Below are 20,235 nucleotides of genomic sequence, written 5' to 3' on the forward strand. Positions count from 1 at the left end.
AGGGCCGGGGTGAGGGCATCAGGTTAACGCTATGAACTATCACCAGTACTACCCCGTCGACATCGTCAACGGACCCGGCACCCGCTGTACCCTGTTTGTATCAGGCTGCGTTCACGAGTGCCCCGGCTGCTACAACAAAAGCACCTGGCGGCTGAACTCGGGTATGCCGTTTACCGCTGAGATGGAAGACCACATTATCAACGACCTGAACGACACGCGCATCAAACGCCAGGGGATCTCGCTCTCCGGCGGCGACCCGCTCCATCCGCAAAACGTGCCGGCGATCCTGAAGCTGGTAAAACGCATCCGCCGCGAGTGCGCGGGAAAAGACATCTGGGTCTGGACGGGCTATAAGCTGGATGAACTGAATGCGCAGCAGATGGAAGTGGTGGATCTGATTAACGTTCTGGTCGACGGCAAGTTCGTGCAGGATCTAAAAGATCCTATGCTTATCTGGCGCGGCAGCAGCAATCAGGTTGTGCATCATCTGCGTTGAATGCAGGCGGATATCCTCTGTCCGCCTGAACGTCAAAACCGACTCAAACTCTCCATCGCCTCAGCCTTAAACGCCGCAAAATTCTCGCACTGGCACAGGCGCGCCATCGCGCGTTCACGCAGGAAGGTGACAAAGATGTCGTAAATCGCCATTGCCTCTTCGTACTCGCTTTTGCTGATGGCGAGCAGGAAGATGACATGGGCGGTTTCATCTCCCCACTGAATGCCCTGCGGCGCCAGCACGGTGTAGACCACCGTTTTTTGCGCCAGCAGGCCGAGGGAGTGCGGCAGCGCGATGCCGTCGCCGAGCATGGTGCTGACGATGGCTTCACGCTCAATAACCGAATCCAGAAACTCCGCGCCAACAAAACCTTCCCTTTCAAGCTGCCCGCACAGTTCGCGGAACAGCGTTTGCTGGTCGACAGGCTTGTCGAGAATGCGGAAATGGGCCGCGTCGAAGTATTTTTCCAGCATCCACGGGCGGGTGCGATCCACCAGCACCAGCTTGCCGATCTGCTCTAACTGATAATCGGTCGGGAACGGGGCGATCATCACCACCGGTTTGGATTTTTCGCTCACGCGGGCGGTGGAGATCACGAAGTCTTCGCCAATGGCATCGGCAAGCTCGTACTCGCGCAGGGTGAGCGTGCGCGTCACCTCAATCTGCGGGTATTTACGCTGAAGCACCGCCTCGATCATGCGCACCATCGCGTTACCGGCATCGCATACCAGCAGCACCCGCGGCTGGCGCTGGTAGCCGATGTTGTAATGGCGCTCCAGCCCAACGCCGATATGCAGCACCAGAAAACCAATTTCGTTTTCGCTGATCACATACGGCGTGTATTTGCCCCAGCTCGACACCGCCGCGAGGGTCATATCCCACGCCATCGGGTAGTGCTGCTTGATGTTATCCAGCAGCGGATTGGGGATCATGATTTGATACCGCACGCGGGTGATCATGGTTTTGATGTGCGTGAGCAGATCTGCATGCAGTTGCTCATCGCTGAGCAGGTTGTAGTTATAGTGGGTGTTGATGTAGCGCAGAATGTAGTTGACCAGGGCTTCGTCGTCGTCGGCGTTAATGGCGCTCGGGGCGATCTCCTGGATCTGCCGCGCCGCAATGTGCACGCACAGCCAGCTCTCTTCTGACGGCGACAGCGCTTTGCCCGCCAGCTCCTGGATAGCCACCGCGATATCTTTCGCCGCCTCACGCACGTTCTCTTCCACGTCTTCCGCGTGGAATTCCGGCAGCGGATACCCTTCGCTGATGCGCCGCACCGACACCGCGCAGTACAGGCGCAGGAACAGCTCGCCTTCATCGGTCAGGCGAATGTGATGGCGCGTCAGCGCATCGTGCAGCACCGGCACCATCTTTTCCGCCACGCCCGCGTTCAGCGCCACGTCGGTCACCAGCGGGTTCAGGCTGTCCTGCTGCGCCAGCTCCCACAGGAGGTCGGTCAGGCAGGCGCGGATCGCCATCTCGCTGCCAAACAGCTTCATGCCGTGGCGCGGGCGGGTTTCCAGCGTCAGGTTATAACGGTGAAACCACTCACGCACTTCCACCATGTCGCTCTGCAACGTGGCCCGGCTGACGAACCACTCATCGGCCAGATCCTCCAGCTTGAGGGAAAAGGCAGACGTCAGAAAACGCACCACCAGATAGTGCACGCGCTCCGGTCCGGTTCGCGGAATACGCAGCGCGCGCGGGTGGGACGCCTGCAATTGCTGATAGCGCGTCACATCATTGATTTTGAGCTGATAGCCGTTGCCCCGGCTCAAAATGAACTGCGCGCCGTGGCTGGCCAGCAGCGCGTTCAGGGCGGTGATATCCGCCCGGACGGTTCGCGTGGAGACCGACAGCCGCTGCGCCAGCTCGTCCTGCGGCAGCGTCTCGTTTTGCAACAGATCGAAAAGTTGCGCTAAACGTTGGTTCGGAAATCGCACATCGTTGTCCTCTTACTGCTCAGGGTGAAATGACCATCTGGGATGGGCTGCCGACCGGGGTATAGTCTGGCTCGGCGCTCAGCTTGCCGTCCGGCGCCACGCGGAAACGGGTGATGTTGTCGCTGCGCTGGTTCATGACGTACAGCCAGCGACCCTGCTTATCGAGCGTCAGGGTGCGCGGATAGTCGCCGCGCGTCCAGACATCATCCTGATGCGTCAGCGTACCCTCCGCCGTTACGGTAAAGTGACCGATGCTGTTATGCAAACGGTTAGCGACATACAGCTGTTTCCCGTCGGCGCTTAGCGCCAGCCCGGCAGCAAAACTGGTGCCTTTATAACCGTCCGGCAGGGCTGAAACCGTTTTACCCTCTTTCAGCCTGCCATTACTGTCCAGCGCATAATGGGTGAGCGTAGACGCCTCTTCGTTAATCAGCCACAGGGCATCGCCTTTCGGCGTAAAGACGAAGTGGCGCGGCCCGGCCCCTTTTGAGGAGGCGCTGATAAACGGCGGATCGTTCGGGGTCAGCTTTCCGGTTTGATCGTCTAAACGGTACTGATAGATGCGATCCAGCCCCAGATCGGTGGAAAAAACGTATTTCCCGCTCGGATCGGCGGCGATCATGTGCGCATGCGGGCCGTTATGATCGCTGATGGCAAAACTGCCCTTGACGGCAGCTTCCGGCTTCGCCGCGCCCGGTTCGCCTTTGTCCTGATGGGTGTCCGTAGCATCGCCCAGGCTGCCGTCTGCGTTAACGGGCAGCACCGCGACAGTTCCGCTGACGTAGTTTGCCGCCAGCAGATGTTTGCCGTTCGGCGTCAGGGAAAGATACACCGGCCCCGCGCCGCCGGAGGCCACCTGATTCAGCTCGCTCAGCGTGCCGTTATCGCCGATGCGCAACGCCTGCACCACGCCCTGCTCCACTTCGCTTGCCAGATACAGCGTTTTGCCGTCGTGTGAGACGGTTAACTGCGCGGCGTTCGGCAGTTTGCTCACCAGTGTTTTATCGTTCAGCGCACCGGTTTGCGGGTCGACGGTAAAGCGGTACAGCCCTTCACCGTTCGGATTATAGGTGCCCACCCAGGCGTACTGGGTTTGAGCGATTGCAGAGGTAGCAAGTAAAGAGAGTGAAGCGACAAGCAGGGTACGGGTGTGCATGGTGGCTCCTTCGGGTGTGTGCGGTTTGTTTTCCCTCACCCCGGCCCTCTCCCAAAGGGAGAGGGGGCAAAAGTTCCCTCTCCCTTTGGGAGAGGGTTAGGGTGAGGGCAGATACTACTTCACCAGCTTCTTCGTCATCGCCAGCAGCGTACGCACATCTTCCGGACGCGTATCGCCGCTGGCTTTATCGATAATCGAGCTGTAGATATGCGGGATGATTTTGCTCACGCCCGCATCCAGGGCGATCTGCAAGATCGCCTCGAAGTTCTCCAGATCGATTCCCCCGGTCGGCTCCAGCCAGAAGTCGTGACGGGCGCAGGCTTCCGCCACCGCCTGGTATTCGTCACGGCATTTCAGGCCGCCCATCGGGAAGTATTTGATGGAGCTACCGCCGAAATCTTTTAGCAGGGCGATAGCGGTTTCAACCGGTACGATGCCGTCAGGCGCGTTGCTGCTCAGCGGTCCGGTGGAGATTTTCACCATCCCGACGGTGCCGGTCGGGGAGACCAGACCGTTGACCACGGACTCATTCTGCCCCAGCAGCGCGCGGCTGGTGGCCACGCCGGTAAAGACCTGGTTAACGTGCTGCGGCTGTACCTGGCGGGAGATTTCACTCACCATCGCCGACTGGTTCGGATCGCCCGCGCCCAGCCCCACGGAGAGCGCGTTATCAATCAGGGCTGCGTACTCACGCATATCGGCAACGGCGCTCGCCACGTCCGGGTAATTTTTGGAGAGCACGCCCACCAGCACATGACCTTCCGCCGCCTCGTAAATGGCGCTGGCGTTGGTTTTCGATCCTGCCAGCACGTTCAGGCAGACGCGGTCACGGTAAAAGTTGGGGGTCAGTTTCATGCGTTTTTCTCCTGTCCTAATACTTCGCTAATGCGGCGGTACACGATGTTCAGCTGGTCAGCATTTACGCTGCGCACGTCCGCTTCGATAATCCCTTCGTTGGCTTTATAGCCACGGAAGTAAATGGCGTATTCGCCCTGCTTCAGCGCGTTCACCAGTTCACCGGTGCCAACGCCGGTGGTGGCTTCGTCGAACTTAATCTCGGTGCGGGCGATGTCACGCCCGGCGCTGTCCCAGACCACGCGCGCGGTAACGCCGTTCAGGGTGTTGAGCGCGTCGATAAATGGCGTCATCTTCGCCACCATCTCGGCCCCGCTCTCTTTGGTGGCCGTCAGGTAGTGTTCGATGGCGCAGGTCAGGCCAAGAATGCCCTCTTTGCCCACCTTCATCGCGCGGCCAATGCCCGCCGTCTGGCGCTTCACCCACTCAACGTACTGGGTTTTGCCGATCACCAGGCCGCTGGTTGGCCCTTCAATCGCCTTCGCGCCGCTGTAGATCACCAGATCGGCGCCGGATCGGTAATAGGTATGCAGATCTTCTTCCGCCGCGGCATCAACGATCAGTGGTAAGTCGTGTTTACGCGCCACAACCGCCGCCTGCTCAACGCTGAGCATGCTTTTCTGCACGCAGTGGTGCGATTTAATGTAGAGGATCGCCGCCGTGCGCGGGGTGATCGCCGCCGCCAGCTGATCGGCAGAGCATTCGTTGGCGTAGCCCGCTTCCACCAGCCTGCCGCCGCCCAGCGCCACCATGGTGCCCACCGGCGCGCCAAAGTTCACGTTGTGGCCTTTCGGCAGGACGATCTCGTTATTTTCAATCGGGGTGACGTGCAGGTTTTCCAGCAGCCAGTCGCTGTCTTTCACCAGCACCGCCGCCACGGACTGGGCAATGCCCGCCGACGCGCAGGAGACCACCGTCGCCCCTTCCACCTCCAGCAGCTTCGCGATGTATTCCCCGGTTTTATTGACCAGATCCTTCATCTCGAAGTAGTGATTCATGCCGTCCATCGCCGCCTGCACCACTTCCGGGCGCGGCGTGGAGACACCCAGCGCCGTCATGCGGCCAGAGGTGTTGATAACCTGCTTTAAGTTGTACTTCTCATAAATCGAAGGCATGTTCCGTGCTCCCTTGTTCGGTCATGTAGCCCTTGCCCGCGCGGATCGCGGCAAGCGGCACCAGAATGTGTTCAGCCTGTAGGCTGTCGTTTTCGGCATCCGTCAGCACCGTCGGCTGGCGCTTGAGGGTAAACAGCGTCAGATCGGCGTCGAGGCCAGACTGAATGCGGCCTTTGCGCGTCAGGCGCAGGCCGTCGGCGGCGTTGGCGGTGACGCAGTCAATCACCTGCGGCAATGACATGCCGATGGCGAGGAATTTTGACATCACGCTCGCCATCGAGCCGACCGGGCCGTTGATGCGGTTGCGGCAGTAGATATCCGAGCTGATGGTGTGCGGCAGAATGCCCATCGCGATGGCGCGTTTCGCCACCTCAAAGCTGAAGCTCGCCGTGCCGTGGCCGACGTCCAGACGCACGCCGCGCTTCAGGGCGGAGGTGATGGAGGCGCGCAGCTCGCCGGAAGGCGTCAGAATGCGGTTAGGCTTGCCGTTGTAGCAGTGGGTGATGATGTCGCCGGAGCTCAGCAGTTCGGCAATCTCATCGAGGTTCGGCGGGTTGTTGCCGATGTGGACCATCAGCGGCAGGTCGCCGTTCTCTTTCTGAATCGCTTTCGCCCGCGCCAGCGGGGTGATGCCGTTTTCACCGACCACGCTGCTGCTCATGCGCGCCTTCAGGCCAACGATAAAATCCGGGTGGCGCTTTACCGCCTGCTTCACCGCGTCGGCGTCAATATTGGCCATATTGGCCAGCTCGTTCTGGGCGATCAGCCCCACGCGGGAGATGTTCAGCAGGGCAAAAACCTCGGTGGAGGCCTTGCGGGTGATCTCATAGAAATCGTCCACGTCGTCGGCCCCGGTACTGCCCGCGTCCACCACGGTGGTGACGCCGGTGGCAATGCCCACGCTGTCCGGCTCGTCGTGGTAAATCGGGGAGTTCGGGTAGCAGTGGACGTGGGAGTCAATCCAGCCCGCGCTAACGAACACGTCACCGTTAAGCTCAACCGTTTTGCGGGCGGGAGCGTCAATATCGCCTGTCGCGGCGATCTTCCCGTCCTGAATGGCGATATCGGTCAGGGTATCGTCGGCGAGGCGCGCACGGCGCAGGAGTAAATCAAACATGAGGATCTCCTGATAAAGCGGGCACCGAAGCGCCCGCGGGTATTAAAGGGCGACCGGGAACAGCCAGCCCAAAATCATTGCGCCGAGGATGGCGCCACCGGTAATCGGCTTCTGCCAGATGTAGAACAGCAGCGCGCCCACCAGCGAACCGACGCCGATTGGAATGGAGGCGGTCATGGCGCTGAGGATAATCAACGGCCCGAGGAAGCGGCCGGAGGCGTTACCCGCACCCATCATCACGTCTGCACCGTAGGTGGAGTTGCTCTGGTTGATGGTGAACTTGCGCGCCAGGATGATGACGTAGCCAATCGCCAGGCCAATCACCAGGCCGGTAATCAGCGAAGCAATGAAGTTGGTCACCGGGAACATGATCCCCGCGCCCAGCAGCAGCGCCGGTACGCCGAGGCCTACGCCGGTCTGGATCGCCCCGCCGATATCAAGAATACCCACCAGCGACCCTTCGATAATACGGGCGAACAGGAAGCTCGCGCCAAATGCCGCCACCGCGCCGTAGACGCCGGTATCGATTCCCGCTTTCAGCATCGCCACAAAGGCCACTTCGTTAAACGCGCCGATGCCGTAGAGGTAGTACATGTGCGTCCCGGCAAACACGCCGGAGGAGAGCAGGCCAACGAAGATCGGGAACGACCAGTCGGCATACCAAAAACCTTTATTCTGTTCCATGTAGAGGCTCCTGTTATTTACCGCTGAGCGAGTTGTGGATCATGTCGAGCCAGTTCGGCACGGTCAGATGGAAGGATTCGATCATCTTCATGTCGAAACCGCGGAAGAAGCCGCTCAGCACGAAGAGCAGGACGATCGCCGCCATCATCACTTTGGTGACGTGGTTCCAGCCGCTCTCTTCCACGCCTTTACCAATCAGAATACCCAGTACCAGGCCCGGTACGGCGTTACCCATGATCAGCTGTGCCGCGCCGCCAAAGATGGTGGCCCAGAAGCCCGATTTTTTGCCCGCGTCGATGGCCGCCAGCCAGAAGATCACCGGCATGACGGTGTTGACCAGCAGGTTCGCCGCCGGTACCAGCACCTTCACAGCGGTGACCTGAAGCGCTGCCGGAACGGAGGAGGCGGTCAGGTTAAGGAAGGTCACGACAATCATGCCGATGATGCCGCAGGCAATCGCCATTTTGCGCGGATCATGCAGCGTTTCACCGACATTACGGTTTTTGATCATCAGTGCAGCAGCACCCCAGTTCGGGATGATGCGGTGGTCAACGTCCTGTGTGAAGGCACCTGCGGCCACGGAAGAGGCCCAGGCGTTAAAGAAGAAACCTAACCCAAAGGAGAAGTGGGACGCCGGATCCCCTTCGCAGGAGTTCAGTTCCCCCAACGTACGAAACGCGCCCATACCCTGAGTGGTAGGCGCATGAAACATGCGTGCAGCCCCGGCGCCAACACCGACGCCAACCAGGCCGCCAATGATGAGCGATTTTATTAATATAATTAAGAACATCAGTCTGCCCTTTTATGAATAATCAGCGTTGCGTGACGAAATCCACCTGGTCGAGATTGATGGCGGTCACGTTGACGGTCACATCCAGCTCCACGCTGTAGGTGCGTCTTTCCCGACGCAAAAAGAAGAACAGAAACGCTTCTTTTCGCACCGCTTCTTGCGCCTGAACAACCTGCACATCCTGTGGCTCAATACGCAGTAAGATATGCGGTGAGGCTTTCATCACCGCGGCCTGAACGTGGTTGAGGGCGTCGGCAAAGGCGCGCGCTTTGGCGTCGCCCTTCCCCTTCACTCTCACCGTGGTTGTGAACTGTTCTTTCATGCTTACGCGCCGTATTTCTTCTGCCACGCCTGTACCAGACGCTCGCCCAGCTCTTCTTTATCCATAAAGCCAAAGCCCAGCACGTTGCAGCCTTCGTTGATGGCGGTCACCCCCTCATCCACGGAGCGCATGCCGTATTTGGCCTTGTAGCCATATTTGGTCTGAGCGGTGATGGCGCCCGCGCCGCCGCTGCCGCAGAAGGAGATCCCGAAGGTGGCGTTTTCCGCTTTCATCACGTCACCGAGCTTCATATCCGCTGCCATGCCCGGTACGACAACCGCGCGTCCGCCGGCTTTTTCCACACCCGCAGCCACTTTCTGACCTTTACCCAGGCGATCGCCAATCACGACTGTAATCTGTTCCATGTGTTGCTCCTTAAAGGTTGTCTTTCGCGACTTCGAAGTGAACGGAGAGCAGCCAGGCCTCTTCATCAGGAAGGTTGCCGAACTGCGCTACCACTTCACGGGCAAGTTGCATTGAATCTGGTGAAATTTCGTCGAACAGCTCTGCTTCAACCTCCGGCAGCGGCTCGCCGGTCACGGACCGGTGCGCCATTGCGCGAACGTGGGAGGTCAGCATCTGCTCCTGTACCGCGTTGGGAATGATGTTGTGCCGGGCCAGCAGGGCGTAGACCTGCTGAAGCATGGTGTTCGCGAGCTGTTCTGTTTGCACCGCCTGTTCCCCAACGTCGTTCATTACCGCTCCGTTAATCACTCGTCTTACCCCGTTAATGGCTCTGGAATAAAACTAACGTCGAGGGGGAATTGTTTGTAGCGAGTTGTTTTCCACTTCGAAGTGGAAAGGCGAGCAGCGGCAGTGATCTGTGCCACATAAATGCGGTGAATCTGTATAAATCGCTGGATTTACGTGATGAATATCACGCTATTACGCGGCATTAGACTGCTAAGCGGAGTGGAAAAGATTACGAGCAGGCTCGTAGAAATGTGACGTGGATAAGGTTTTCTTATGGGGATTGGGTAGAGTGGCTGCGGGTGCTTGAGACTGACCGTCTCAGGCATGGGACGGAAAGTGGAAAGCCCCGCCTGATAAAAAATCAGGGCGGGGGCTCGAAACGACACGTCACGACCGTGGAGTTCGCTACCTCGCCCGCTTTAAAGCAAGGAGGCATCCATGAAACGCCAGTCCCCAATTATCCGGGTTTTGATGATTATTGCTTTGACGATAATCATCTTAACGCTGGTGACGAGGAAAACACTGTGCGAGATCCGCTATCGTAACGGCTCGCTTGAAGTGACAGCGCGGATGGATTGTCGCTCCGGCAAGTAGGGAGCAACGATGCGGGGGCGCATAATGCGCCTCCGCATACGAAGAGAGGACGTACAGCTCAGGCACCCAATTAACGATATTTTTTGTGGTACGTGTTGCGGGTCGCGACAAACTGATCGGCTGCCGCCTGGGCTTCCTTCACTTTGCCTTCGTTCGCCAGCTTCAGCGCGCCGTCAATCTGGCCGACCAGCACGTCAAAGCCGTGACGGTAGTCTTTCATCTCGGCGCTGTTCGCCGCTTTGCTTTCCAGCTTCGGCGGCGTCGCTTTTTGCGCATCCAGCGCGGCTTCACGCATCTTGGTCAGTGCGTCTTTCATTTCCGCCGCATTGTCGGTTTTCTGCACCACCTTCAGATTTTGACTGAGGATGTCCATGTTGTCTTCGAGATCGGCAGCAAACGCAGATGAGCCAAGAACCAGCGTTGAAGCCGCGACGATCGCTAACAGGTGTTTACGCATTGCTCACTTCCTTTTTTATTATTAATCACGCTCTTACAGGGATTATTGCCCGGCGATTTTCATCTCCGGCAGTAATACAGAACCACACTGAATATTGCTGCGTGTTTCAATATCGTTACCGACCGTAACAATATTGCGCCACATGTCCTTGAGGTTCCCGGCGATGGTGATTTCGCTCACCGGATACTGAATTTCACCGTTTTCAACCCAGAAGCCCGCCGCACCGCGAGAGTAGTCGCCGGTGATACCGCTCACGCCCTGCCCCATCAGCTCGGTGACCACCAGGCCGGTGCCCATCTCTTTCAGCATCTGTTCAAAATTCAGGCCCTGTCCGGCAATGCGCCAGTTGTGGATGCCGCCCGCGTGTCCGGTGCTTTTCAGCCCCAGCTTACGCGCGGAGTAGTTGGTCAGCAGCCACTGGGTCAGAATGCCGTCTTTAACGATATCCCGGCGTTCCGTGCGTACGCCTTCGCTGTCGAACGGCGTGGAGGCCAGCCCTTTCAGCAGGTGTGGGTGCTCTTCGATGGTCAGCCATTCCGGCAGGATCTGCTTGCCCAGCGAGTCGAGCAGGAAGGTTGATTTACGGTACACCGAACCGCCCGCAATCGCCCCCACCAGATGACCAAACAGACCGGTTGCCACTTCGTTGGCAAAAATGACCGGCGCTTTCATGGTGGAGAGTTTACGCGGCGACAGGCGTGACAGCGTGCGTTCGGCGCACGCTTTTCCCACCCACTCCGGAGACTGCAAATCCCCCAGCGCGCGGCCAATGGTATACGCGTAATCACGCTCCATATCGCCGTTTTCTTCGGCGATGACGCAGCTGGAAAGCGAGTGGCGGGTTGAGCAGTACCCCTGCAACATGCCATGGGAGTTACCAAACACTTTGATGCCGTAGTGGCTGTTAAAGCTGCCGCCTTCGGTATTGGTGATGCGTTTGTCAGCCTGCAAAGAGGCCTGCTCGGCTCGCGCGGCCAGCTCAATGGCTTCGTCCGGCGTCACTTCCGCGGGATGGAACAGATCGAGATCCGGCGCGTCAAACGCCAGCAGCTCTTTATCGGCCACACCAGCGTAAGGGTCCGGGGAGGTGTACCGCGCGATATCCAGCGCCGCCTGCACCGTACGGGCGATGGCATCCGGACTGAGATCGGTAGACGACGCGCTGCCTTTGCGATTCTGGTGATACACGGTGATCCCCAGCGCGCCATCGCTGTTAAATTCTACATTCTCCACTTCGCCATAGCGGGTGCTCACGCTAATGCCAGTGGTTTTGCTGACCGCCACTTCGGCGCCATCTGATTTACCTGAAGCGAGCGTCAGCGCGGTGGAGACGGCTTCTTCCAGGATCTTACGCTGCGCTTCAACTTGTGAGGTTACTTTCATCGCAAATGCCATACTGTAAGAGAGAGTTAAGTGAAGTCTAACAGAGAACCGTTTTTCAGTGCGCGTCTTAACTGGTAACATTAGCCTCTTTTTTTTAAGGAGCCTGACATGACTAAGCAGCCCGAAGACTGGCTCGACGACGTTCCCGGTGATGACATCGAAGACGAAGATGATGAGATCATCTGGGTCAGTAAAAGTGAAATTAAACGTGACGCCGAAGAGTTAAAACAGCTTGGCGCAGAAATGGTAGAACTGGGTAAAAACGCGCTGGATAAGATCCCGCTCGACCAGGATCTGCGTGATGCCATTGAACTGGCACAGAAAATCAAGAAAGAAGGGCGTCGCCGCCAGCTTCAGCTTATCGGTAAACTGCTGCGTCAGCGCGACGTGGAGCCGATCCGTCAGGCGCTGGACAAACTGAAAAACCGCCACAACCAGCAGGTTGCGCTGTTCCATAAGCTGGAGCAGATCCGCGATCGTTTGATCGAGCAGGGTGATGACGCGGTACCTGAAGTGCTGAACCTGTGGCCCAATGCCGACCGCCAGCAGCTGCGATCGCTTATCCGCAACGCGAAGAAAGAGAAAGAAGGGAATAAGCCGCCGAAGTCTGCGCGCCTGATTTTCCAGTATCTGCGCGAGCTGTCTGAGAACGAAGAGTAATCTGTGCGGGTTTGCGCCGGATGGCGGCGTAAACGCCTTATCCGGCCTACAAGGTCGTGCGAAAAAATGTAGGCCCGGTAAGCGCTAGCGCCACCGGGCTTTTTTTACTCTGCGGCCGCGGCTTTCTTAGCCAGACCGTCCAGCAGCTTCTGATGGATCCCACCAAACCCGCCGTTGCTCATCACCAGAATGTGATCGCCAGGCTGTGCGGCTTTCACCACCATATCCGCTAAGACATCCACGTCCGCACTCCAGTGCGCTGGCTGAATGCAGGCGTCTGCCACTTCGGCCACCTGCCACGGAATATGCTGCGGTTGCAGCAGGAAGACCTCGTCGGCACGCCCTAAGGACGGCGCGAGATCGTCTTTGCAGATGCCCATTTTCATGGTGTTCGAACGTGGTTCCAGCACGGCCAGAATGCGCGCGGTGCCGCCAACTTTGCCACGCAATGCGGCAAGCGTCGCCAGAATGGCCGTTGGGTGGTGCGCGAAATCGTCGTACACCGTCACACCGTGGGCTTCACCGCGCAGTTCCAGACGGCGACGGGCGTTGATAAACGAGCCCAGCGCATTGGCGGCATCCGCAGGCAGTACGCCCACGTGACGCGCCGCGGCGATCGCCATCAGGCCGTTGTGCATGTTGTGTTCGCCCACCAGGCCCCACTTCACCTCGCCCACTTTCTCACCGTCGAGCAGCACTTCCCATTCGGAGGCATCGGCGTTGAGCTTTTTCGCCTGCCAGTGCCCCTGCTCGCCCACCAGCTCCTGCTCGCTCCAGCACCCCATCGCCATAGTCTGCTTCAGGTTGATGTCGTTCTCCGGCAGGATAATGCGGCCCTGACCCGGAACAATGCGCACCAGATGGTGGAACTGTTTCTGAATCGCTTTCAGGTCGTCAAAGATATCCGCGTGATCGAACTCAAGGTTGTTGAGGATCAGCGTGCGTGGGCAGTAATGCACGAATTTAGAACGCTTGTCGAAGAACGCGCAGTCGTATTCATCCGCTTCAATCACAAAGAACGGGCTGTCGCCCAGACGCGCGGAGACGTCGAAATTGCCCGGTACGCCGCCGATCACGAAGCCCGGCTTGTAGCCGCAGGCTTCGAGGATCCAGGTCGCCATACCGGCGGTGGTGGTTTTGCCGTGCGTCCCGGCAACGGCGACAACCCAGCGGTCGCGCAGGACAAAATCATGCAGCCACTGCGGGCCAGACATGTACGGGATATTGCGTTCCAGCACCGCTTCAACGCATGGATTCCCACGGGTCATGGCGTTACCCACGATCACCAGATCCGGCTGCGGCTCCAGCTGGCTGGCGTCATATCCCTGAATCAGAGAAATTCCCTGCTTCTCGAGCAGCGTGCTCATCGGCGGATACACATTGGCGTCCGAACCTGTCACTTCATGGCCCAGCGAGCGCGCCAGCATTGCCAGTCCGCCCATGAAAGTGCCACAAATCCCCAATATATGAATGCGCATACGTCACTATCCTTCTTCAATGTGGCGCACATTTTACGCACATGTCAGCGGCTGTGAAACGCATTTCAGGTAAATCCGTATTTTGCTGGCGCGATTCACCTCTGCGCTAATATTTGAATGTTTGTTAAGATTGTTGGACATCAACCGCTTTACTCAACATAAGATGCAGGGAAAGTGTTATGAAAACGTTAGGTGAATTTATTGTCGAAAAGCAGCACGAGTTCTCTCATGCTACGGGTGAGCTCACTGCTTTGCTGTCGGCAATAAAGCTGGGCGCTAAGATCATCCACCGCGATATCAACAAGGCCGGTCTGGTCGATATCCTGGGTGCCAGCGGTGCCGAGAACGTTCAGGGTGAGGTTCAGCAGAAACTCGACCTGTTCGCCAATGAAAAACTGAAAGCAGCACTGCGCGCGCGCGACATCGTTGCGGGTATCGCCTCTGAAGAAGAAGATGAGATCGTCGTATTCGAAGGGTGTGAACACGCGAAATACGTTGTTCTGATGGATCCGCTGGACGGCTCCTCCAACATCGACGTTAACGTTTCTGTCGGTACCATTTTCTCCATCTACCGTCGCGTCACGCCGGTTGGCACACCGGTGACGGAAGAAGACTTCCTGCAACCGGGCAGTAAACAGGTTGCTGCCGGTTATGTGGTGTATGGCTCGTCCACCATGCTGGTGTACACCACCGGCTGCGGCGTACACGCCTTTACCTACGATCCGTCCCTGGGCGTGTTCTGCCTGTGCCAGGAGCGTATGCGCTTCCCGGAGAAGGGCAACACCTACTCCATCAACGAAGGCAACTACATCAAATTCCCGAACGGCGTGAAGAAGTACATCAAATTCTGCCAGGAAGAGGATAAAGCCACCCAGCGCCCGTACACCTCGCGCTATATCGGCTCGCTGGTGGCGGATTTCCACCGTAACCTGCTGAAGGGCGGTATTTACCTCTACCCAAGCACCGCCAGCCACCCGGACGGAAAACTGCGTCTGCTGTACGAGTGCAACCCAATGGCGTTCCTGGCCGAACAGGCAGGCGGCAAGGCGAGCGACGGTAAAGAGCGTATTCTGGATATCGTGCCGGAAAGCCTGCACCAGCGCCGTTCATTCTTCGTCGGCAACCGCCATATGGTGGATGACGTTGAACGCATGATCCGCGAATTCCCGGACGCGTAACGCATAGAAAGGGGAGCCCGTCAGGCTCCCCTTTTTTTCAGGCCGTTTGCGTCGTCAGCTTGAAGGAGGCCATCGCTTCCATCAGCTCGCGCGACTGCTCCTCCAGGGAACGTGTTGCCGCAGATGATTGCTGGACCAGCGCCGCATTTTGCTGCGCCGTTTCATCCATCTGGTTGACGGCGATATTCACCTGCTCAATGCCGCGGCTCTGCTCCTGAGACGCCGTCGCAATTTCACGCATCAGTTTGGTCATACGCAGTACTTCGGTGGCGATCTCGTCCATCGTCTCACCGGCCTGCTGCGCCAGCTCGCTGCCCTCGTTCACGTGGGTTTGCGAATCGCTGATAAGCGAGCGGATCTCTTTCGCCGCATCAGCACTGCGGCTGGCGAGATTACGCACCTCACCCGCCACGACCGCAAAACCTCGCCCCTGCTCACCCGCACGCGCCGCTTCAACGGAGGCGTTCAGCGCCAGAATATTGGTCTGGAAGGCAATGCCGTCGATGACGCTCAGGATATCGGCGATGCGCGCCGAGCTGCCGGAGATGTCGCGCATCTTCTCAATGACATAACAGACCATTTCGCTGCCGTGATCGGCGGTATCGGAGACCGACTTCGCCAGCTGGTGCGCCTGCTCGGCGTTATCGGCGTTAAGTCTCACCGTGGCGGTGATCTCTTCCATGCTGGCGGCCGTCTGCTCCAGCGAGGTGGCGGTGGATTCCGTGCGCTGGGCCAGGTTCATATTCCCGGCCGTCAGCTCGCGGCTGCCGGTATCAATCTGCGAGCTGGCGTCACGCACCCGCAGAACCGAGTCCATCAGCGACTGGCGCATCTCTTCGATCGCCGCGTTAAGGCGATTAAATTCCTGGCTCGCTGGCGCGTTCAGGGTATGGGTTAAATCCCCGGCCGCCACATGTTCCAGCTGGGCAATCGAGGCTGAAAGCGGCTTGAGCAGCATATGGCGCAGCACCAGCCAGGCCAGCACGATAATGCCAGCCGTCAGCAGCGCCGCAACGATAATCAGGATCAGCACGCGGGTTTTACTCGCCTGCACGGCGCTCACCTCCGCTTTGCCGCGCGCCTCGCTCCATGCCTGGAACGCCTGCATATCGTTATCAAACTGCTTCGCCACCGGGACCAGCTTGTTTTCCAGCAGATCGTAATAGCTGTCCGCGCTTTGCTCGTTCAGGGCTTTCAGCATCGGGCTGATACCCTGCTGGTTGTACACCGCCAGGCTCGCGGCGACGTTATCCAGCAGCTTTTGCCCCTGCTCATCCGCCACGCCGCTGCCGATCACGCCCTTCAGCGTTTTCTGTGCCAGCGCCACTTCCTGGTTAATGGTTTTGACCGCCCTGGCCGCATCGTCCAGCAGGCCGACCTCCATCATGCGGACGGCCTGCCCCGCTTCGTTTCGCGCGCGCAGGATCAGCGTATAGCCGGCATTCAGCTGCACCATCTGTTCACCCTGAAGATGATTGATGCGCTGGAGAGAAGCGGAACTTTGTGTAAGGGCATAAATGCCGATGCCGCTGACAATCAGCAGCAGAAGGGTCATAACGGCCAGTAAAGAGAGCAAGCCGGTACGAATCGATAGCGTTTTAAGCATGATGTTATTTCCGGTAGCGAGATATTTCTGGGCATAAAAAAAGAGTATCGGCCGCTACCGGAAAATGTTTAGAGTTTAAGCAATTTCAGCATGTTATCGTCCTGTTACAGAGGTATTCACCCGGGTAACAGGCGAGCTCTGGCGGTTCTCCCACAGCACCGTCAGGCCGCGCTGGAGCGCGATGAAAATAAACAGCAGAATGCCGATGGCGATTTTGGTCCACCAGGAGCTGAGCGTGCCATCGAAGTTGATATAGGTCTGAATCAGCCCCTGGATCGCCACGCCAAACAGCGTGCCGAGCACCGTCCCCACCCCGCCACTGAGCAGCGTACCGCCAATCACCACCGAGGCAATGGCGTCCAGCTCAACGCCCACCCCCGCCAGGGCATAGCCTGCCTGGGTATAAACCGAGAAGACAATCCCCGCGAGGGTGGCCAGCCCGGTCGAAAGCATGTAGATGCGAATAGTCGTGCTACGCGTGGAAATTCCCATCAGGTTCGCGGACGTGGCGCTGCCGCCAATGGCATAAACCTGGTTACCAAATCGGGTACGGTGGGCGAGGAAGATCCCGATCACCACCACGCCCAGCATCAGCAGCCCCATTGCGCTCAGGCGCCCCCCGCCGGGGATTTTCCACGCCAGACTGGAGAGCGTGTCGTAGATCGGATGGTTAATTGGAATTGACTCCTCCGACACCAGATAGCTCACGCCGCGCAGGAAGAACATCCCGGCGAGGGTGATGATAAAGGCCGGAATTTTCAGCGCATCGATCAAAAGCCCCATAAAGGCGCCGAACGCGCAGCCCATGACCAGCATCAGCGGAAAAGCCAGCAGCGGCGAAATCCCCCAGAAGCCAATCGCCTTGGCAAGGAACACGCCGGTAAAGGCGATCACCGACCCAACGGAGAGATCGATCCCGCCGGAGAGGATCACAAACGTCATGCCGACGGCGATAATGCCTAAAAAGGCGTTGTCGGTCAGGATGTTGCAAATCACCCGCGTGGAGGCGAAGCCCGGGAACTGGGTCAGGCAATAGAGGTACCCCAGCACGAACACACCCAGCGTGATCATTAACGGCAAATTACGTTTTATCATGACCGCGGAACCCCTTAATGAGAGTGATAAAGCGCGGCGACTGCACGATAAGCACGATAAGCACCACGACCGCTTTGACGACCTGATTCAGCTCCGGCTGGAACCCGGAGAGCAAAATACCGGTATTCATACCCTGAATAATCAACGCCCCCACCACCGAGAGCAGCAGATTAAAACGTCCGCCCATCAGCGACCCACCGCCGATAACCACCGCAAGGATCGCATCCAGCTCGAGCCAGAGTCCGGCGTTATTGGCATCCGCACCGCGAATATCAGCGGCCACGATCACCCCGGCAATCGCAGCACAGACGCCGCTCAGCACGTAAGTCAGCATCACCATCAGCCGCGTATTTACCCCGGCGTTTTTCGCGGCCCGAATGTTAATCCCCACCGCTTCGATGAACATCCCGAGCGCCGTTTTGCGGGTGAAAAGCCAGAACACCACCAGCGTTACCAGCGCGACGATCACTGGCGTCGGGAAGAACAGAAAATTACCGCTGCCGATCCACGCCAGGCTCGGGGAGTTAAAGGTGACGATTTGACCGGAGGTGATAAGTTGCGCCACACCGCGCCCGGCCACCATCAAAATCAACGTTGCGACAAACGGCTGGATCTTGAGCACCGCGACCAGAATGCCGTTCCATAGCCCGGCTAATACACCGGAGCCCAGCGCGGCCAGCAGAACCACCGGCAGGCTGTGCCCGGCGACGGTCATCGAGGCGGCGGTGGCGCCCGCAATCGCCATTACCGCACCGACGGAGAGGTCGATCCCGCCGGTGGCAATGACCAGCGTCATACCAATCGCCAGCAACGCCACGGGCGCGGCACGGTTTAAGATGTCGATTGGGCTACCAAACAGGCGGCCATCCTGCACGACAATCTGAAAGAAATGCGGAGCCACCAGGCTATCCACCAGCAGCACCAGCAGCAGCGCCACGATTTGCGGCGTGCCGGTCGGCCAGCTGAAGCGGCGCTTCGCTTCGCCAGTTTGCGAAAGAGAACGGGACATCACATTTGACTCCTTACGCCGCGATGGCATTCATGATCGCCGGAACCGACAGTTTATCCAGCGGGATCTCTGCCACCTGCCTGCGATCGCGCATGATGATGACGCGATCGGCATAGCCGACCAGCTCCTCCAGCTCAGACGAGATCACCAGCAGCGCCAGACCGTCGGCGCACAGCGTTTCGATAAGCCGGATGATTTCGGCGTGCGCGCCCACGTCGATACCGCGCGTGGGCTCGTCGAGGATCAGGAACTGCGGTTTAGTCAGCAGCCAGCGAGAGAGCAACACCTTCTGCTGATTACCGCCCGAGAGAAACTCGATGGGCTGTTCCGCGCTCGGGGTACGGATACCGAGCTGGCGGATGAAGCGCTCGGCAATCGCATTCTGCTCGCGCTTAGGGATCGGACGCAGCCAGCCGCGCTGGGCCTGTAGCGCCAGAATGATGTTTTCCCGCACCGAGGCGGCGGCAATAATCCCGTCCGTTTTCCTGTCCTCCGGACAGAAGCCCACGCCGAGGCACGACGCCTGATGCGGTGAACGTAGCGTTTGTGGTTTGCCTTTGATCAGCGCCGTTCCGCTGTCGGCAGGTTTGATCCCGAAGATAACTTCGGCGGTTTCGGTGCGCCCGGAGCCTAACAGCCCCGCCAGACCCACAATTTCACCGGGCCGTACCTCGAGGTTAAACGGCGCGATGGTCCCTTTTCTGCCGTAATCGTGAAACGCGGCGATCGGTTTTTCGCTCAGCAGCGTACGGCCCGCGCGCTGAAGCGCGTTGGTCTCCAGCTCGCGGCCCAGCATCATTTTGACCAGCTCTATCTGCGGCAGCTCGCGGGTTTCCCGGCAGCCGACAAAGCTGCCGTTGCGCAGCACCGTAATACGGTCGCTCACCTCGTAAACCTGATCGAGGAAATGCGTCACGAAAATCAGGCTAACGCCCTGATTACGCAGCTGGCGCATCAGGGTAAAAAGCATCTCCACTTCCTGGGTATCGAGGCTGGCGGTGGGTTCATCGAGGATCAGCACTTTCGCCGAGAGATCGATAGCGCGACAGATCGCCACGATCTGCTGCATCGCCACGGAAAAACGGTTCAGCGGTTCGCGCACGTCGAGAGAGAAGCCATACGATTCCATCAGCTTCGCGGCGCGCGCTTCCATCTCTTTGCGGCGCAGCAGGCCAAAACGTCTGGGTTCGCGGCCTATAAACAGGTTATCCGCTACCGACATGTTTGGCAGCAGGTTCACTTCCTGGTAGACCGTGCCGATCCCCAGTTGCTGCGCATGCGCGGTGTTTTTGGGCGAAATGGCGTTACCTTCCAGCCAGATAGCGCCGCGATCGGCGTGATAGACCCCGGTCAGGGTTTTAATCAGCGTCGACTTCCCCGCCCCGTTTTCGCCGAGCAACGCCATGATCTCCCCACGCCGCAGGCTGAAATCAACGTTATCCAGCGCCTTAACGCCAGGGAAAAATTTACTCAGGCCCTCTGTGCGGAGGATTTCCTGGTGTTGTTCGGTGGTCATGGTTCCCCCTGCATCAGGCCGGATGACGCTACGCTTATCCGGCCTACAAAAGAGCGTATCGTAGGCCGGGTAAGCGCAGCGCCACCCG

At 58.6% G+C, this 20,235-nt stretch carries 21 protein-coding genes; 4 read left to right on the forward strand and 17 right to left on the reverse strand.

From position 1 onward, the window contains the following. The first annotated feature begins 31 nt into the window (after positions 1-31). A complete protein-coding gene (gene nrdG / locus RHN82_RS06860; protein WP_047052595.1) occupies positions 32-496 on the forward strand; it encodes an anaerobic ribonucleoside-triphosphate reductase-activating protein in 465 nt (154 codons plus the stop codon). A 32-nt stretch (positions 497-528) separates the two neighbouring features. On the opposite strand, the gene RHN82_RS06865 is transcribed toward nrdG, so the two are convergent. From RHN82_RS06865 to RHN82_RS06910, 10 genes are all read right to left on the reverse strand, one after another. Continuing rightward, a complete protein-coding gene (locus RHN82_RS06865; protein ID WP_045614781.1) occupies positions 529-2,439 on the reverse strand; it encodes a transcription antiterminator in 1,911 nt (636 codons plus the stop codon). Positions 2,440-2,458: 19 nt separating this feature from the next. Then, on the reverse strand, positions 2,459-3,595 hold the full coding sequence (locus RHN82_RS06870; RefSeq protein WP_048982379.1) for a lactonase family protein: 1,137 nt from the start codon (positions 3,593-3,595) through the stop codon (positions 2,459-2,461). 114 nt (positions 3,596-3,709) lie between these two features. Continuing rightward, positions 3,710-4,450 carry a 2-dehydro-3-deoxy-phosphogluconate aldolase gene (gene dagF, locus RHN82_RS06875; protein ID WP_047052597.1) on the reverse strand — a complete coding sequence of 247 codons (741 nt, stop codon included), beginning with the start codon at positions 4,448-4,450 and terminating at the stop codon, positions 3,710-3,712. Next, on the reverse strand, positions 4,447-5,565 hold the full coding sequence (locus tag RHN82_RS06880) for a DgaE family pyridoxal phosphate-dependent ammonia lyase (protein ID WP_047052598.1): 1,119 nt from the start codon (positions 5,563-5,565) through the stop codon (positions 4,447-4,449). Before RHN82_RS06880 ends, dagF begins: the two co-directional genes overlap by 4 nt. Beyond that, positions 5,549-6,682 carry an amidohydrolase/deacetylase family metallohydrolase gene (locus tag RHN82_RS06885; RefSeq protein WP_047052599.1) on the reverse strand — a complete coding sequence of 378 codons (1,134 nt, stop codon included), beginning with the start codon at positions 6,680-6,682 and terminating at the stop codon, positions 5,549-5,551. Before RHN82_RS06885 ends, RHN82_RS06880 begins: the two co-directional genes overlap by 17 nt. A gap of 42 nt (positions 6,683-6,724) precedes the next feature. Beyond that, positions 6,725-7,366 (reverse strand): DUF4310 family protein, encoded by a 642-nt coding sequence (locus RHN82_RS06890; protein ID WP_003856081.1) that lies wholly within the window; start codon positions 7,364-7,366, stop codon positions 6,725-6,727. 13 nt (positions 7,367-7,379) lie between these two features. Then, the gene (locus RHN82_RS06895) at positions 7,380-8,156 is read right to left on the reverse strand and encodes a DUF4311 domain-containing protein (RefSeq protein WP_006810337.1); all 777 of its coding nucleotides are present in this window, start codon (positions 8,154-8,156) and stop codon (positions 7,380-7,382) included. A 22-nt stretch (positions 8,157-8,178) separates the two neighbouring features. Beyond that, the gene (locus RHN82_RS06900; RefSeq protein WP_006810338.1) at positions 8,179-8,478 is read right to left on the reverse strand and encodes a DUF4312 family protein; all 300 of its coding nucleotides are present in this window, start codon (positions 8,476-8,478) and stop codon (positions 8,179-8,181) included. A gap of 2 nt (positions 8,479-8,480) precedes the next feature. After that, positions 8,481-8,843, reverse strand: a complete 363-nt coding sequence (locus RHN82_RS06905) for an SFCGS family glycine-rich protein (RefSeq protein ID WP_006810339.1) — start codon at positions 8,841-8,843, stop codon at positions 8,481-8,483. 10 nt (positions 8,844-8,853) lie between these two features. Beyond that, complete coding sequence (locus tag RHN82_RS06910; RefSeq protein WP_026080657.1) at positions 8,854-9,192, reverse strand: PRD domain-containing protein; 339 nt, start codon at positions 9,190-9,192, stop codon at positions 8,854-8,856. A 417-nt stretch (positions 9,193-9,609) separates the two neighbouring features. Here RHN82_RS06910 and RHN82_RS06915 point away from each other — a divergent pair, with 417 nt between their 5' ends. Then, positions 9,610-9,765 (forward strand): Hok/Gef family protein, encoded by a 156-nt coding sequence (locus RHN82_RS06915; protein ID WP_047052600.1) that lies wholly within the window; start codon positions 9,610-9,612, stop codon positions 9,763-9,765. A 70-nt stretch (positions 9,766-9,835) separates the two neighbouring features. On the opposite strand, the gene cybC is transcribed toward RHN82_RS06915, so the two are convergent. Next, positions 9,836-10,222, reverse strand: coding sequence for a cytochrome b562 (gene cybC / locus RHN82_RS06920; protein ID WP_047052601.1), 387 nt, complete (start codon positions 10,220-10,222; stop codon positions 9,836-9,838). Between the two features lie 42 nt (positions 10,223-10,264). Next, complete coding sequence (pmbA, locus tag RHN82_RS06925; RefSeq protein ID WP_015572506.1) at positions 10,265-11,617, reverse strand: metalloprotease PmbA; 1,353 nt, start codon at positions 11,615-11,617, stop codon at positions 10,265-10,267. A 96-nt stretch (positions 11,618-11,713) separates the two neighbouring features. On the opposite strand from pmbA, the gene yjgA reads away from it, so the two are divergent. Next, positions 11,714-12,265 carry a ribosome biogenesis factor YjgA gene (gene yjgA / locus RHN82_RS06930; RefSeq protein WP_003856072.1) on the forward strand — a complete coding sequence of 184 codons (552 nt, stop codon included), beginning with the start codon at positions 11,714-11,716 and terminating at the stop codon, positions 12,263-12,265. 104 nt (positions 12,266-12,369) lie between these two features. Here the strand turns inward: yjgA and mpl are convergent, their stop codons facing one another. Continuing rightward, positions 12,370-13,743: a UDP-N-acetylmuramate:L-alanyl-gamma-D-glutamyl-meso-diaminopimelate ligase gene (gene mpl / locus RHN82_RS06935; protein ID WP_017694649.1), complete on the reverse strand. Its 1,374-nt coding sequence runs from the start codon at positions 13,741-13,743 to the stop codon at positions 12,370-12,372. Between the two features lie 179 nt (positions 13,744-13,922). Here mpl and fbp point away from each other — a divergent pair, with 179 nt between their 5' ends. Continuing rightward, complete coding sequence (gene fbp / locus RHN82_RS06940) at positions 13,923-14,921, forward strand: class 1 fructose-bisphosphatase (protein ID WP_003856070.1); 999 nt, start codon at positions 13,923-13,925, stop codon at positions 14,919-14,921. A 37-nt stretch (positions 14,922-14,958) separates the two neighbouring features. Here fbp and RHN82_RS06945 read toward each other — a convergent pair whose 3' ends face one another. The 4 genes from RHN82_RS06945 to ytfR all read right to left on the reverse strand — a co-directional run bounded on the left by RHN82_RS06945 (position 14,959) and on the right by ytfR (position 20,147). After that, complete coding sequence (locus RHN82_RS06945; protein WP_047052602.1) at positions 14,959-16,527, reverse strand: methyl-accepting chemotaxis protein; 1,569 nt, start codon at positions 16,525-16,527, stop codon at positions 14,959-14,961. 93 nt (positions 16,528-16,620) lie between these two features. Further along, positions 16,621-17,622 (reverse strand): galactofuranose ABC transporter, permease protein YjfF, encoded by a 1,002-nt coding sequence (gene yjfF, locus RHN82_RS06950; RefSeq protein ID WP_047052603.1) that lies wholly within the window; start codon positions 17,620-17,622, stop codon positions 16,621-16,623. After that, the gene (gene ytfT / locus RHN82_RS06955) at positions 17,609-18,634 is read right to left on the reverse strand and encodes a galactofuranose ABC transporter, ATP-binding protein YtfT (protein WP_161956914.1); all 1,026 of its coding nucleotides are present in this window, start codon (positions 18,632-18,634) and stop codon (positions 17,609-17,611) included. The genes yjfF and ytfT overlap by 14 nt, the downstream gene beginning before the upstream one ends. A gap of 10 nt (positions 18,635-18,644) precedes the next feature. Then, positions 18,645-20,147, reverse strand: a complete 1,503-nt coding sequence (gene ytfR, locus RHN82_RS06960) for a galactofuranose ABC transporter, ATP-binding protein YtfR (protein WP_017383923.1) — start codon at positions 20,145-20,147, stop codon at positions 18,645-18,647. Positions 20,148-20,235 lie beyond the last annotated feature (88 nt).

This window comes from Enterobacter cloacae complex sp. EB5, assembly GCF_031432835.1.
Classification (GTDB): Bacteria; Pseudomonadota; Gammaproteobacteria; order Enterobacterales; family Enterobacteriaceae; genus Enterobacter; species Enterobacter hormaechei_C.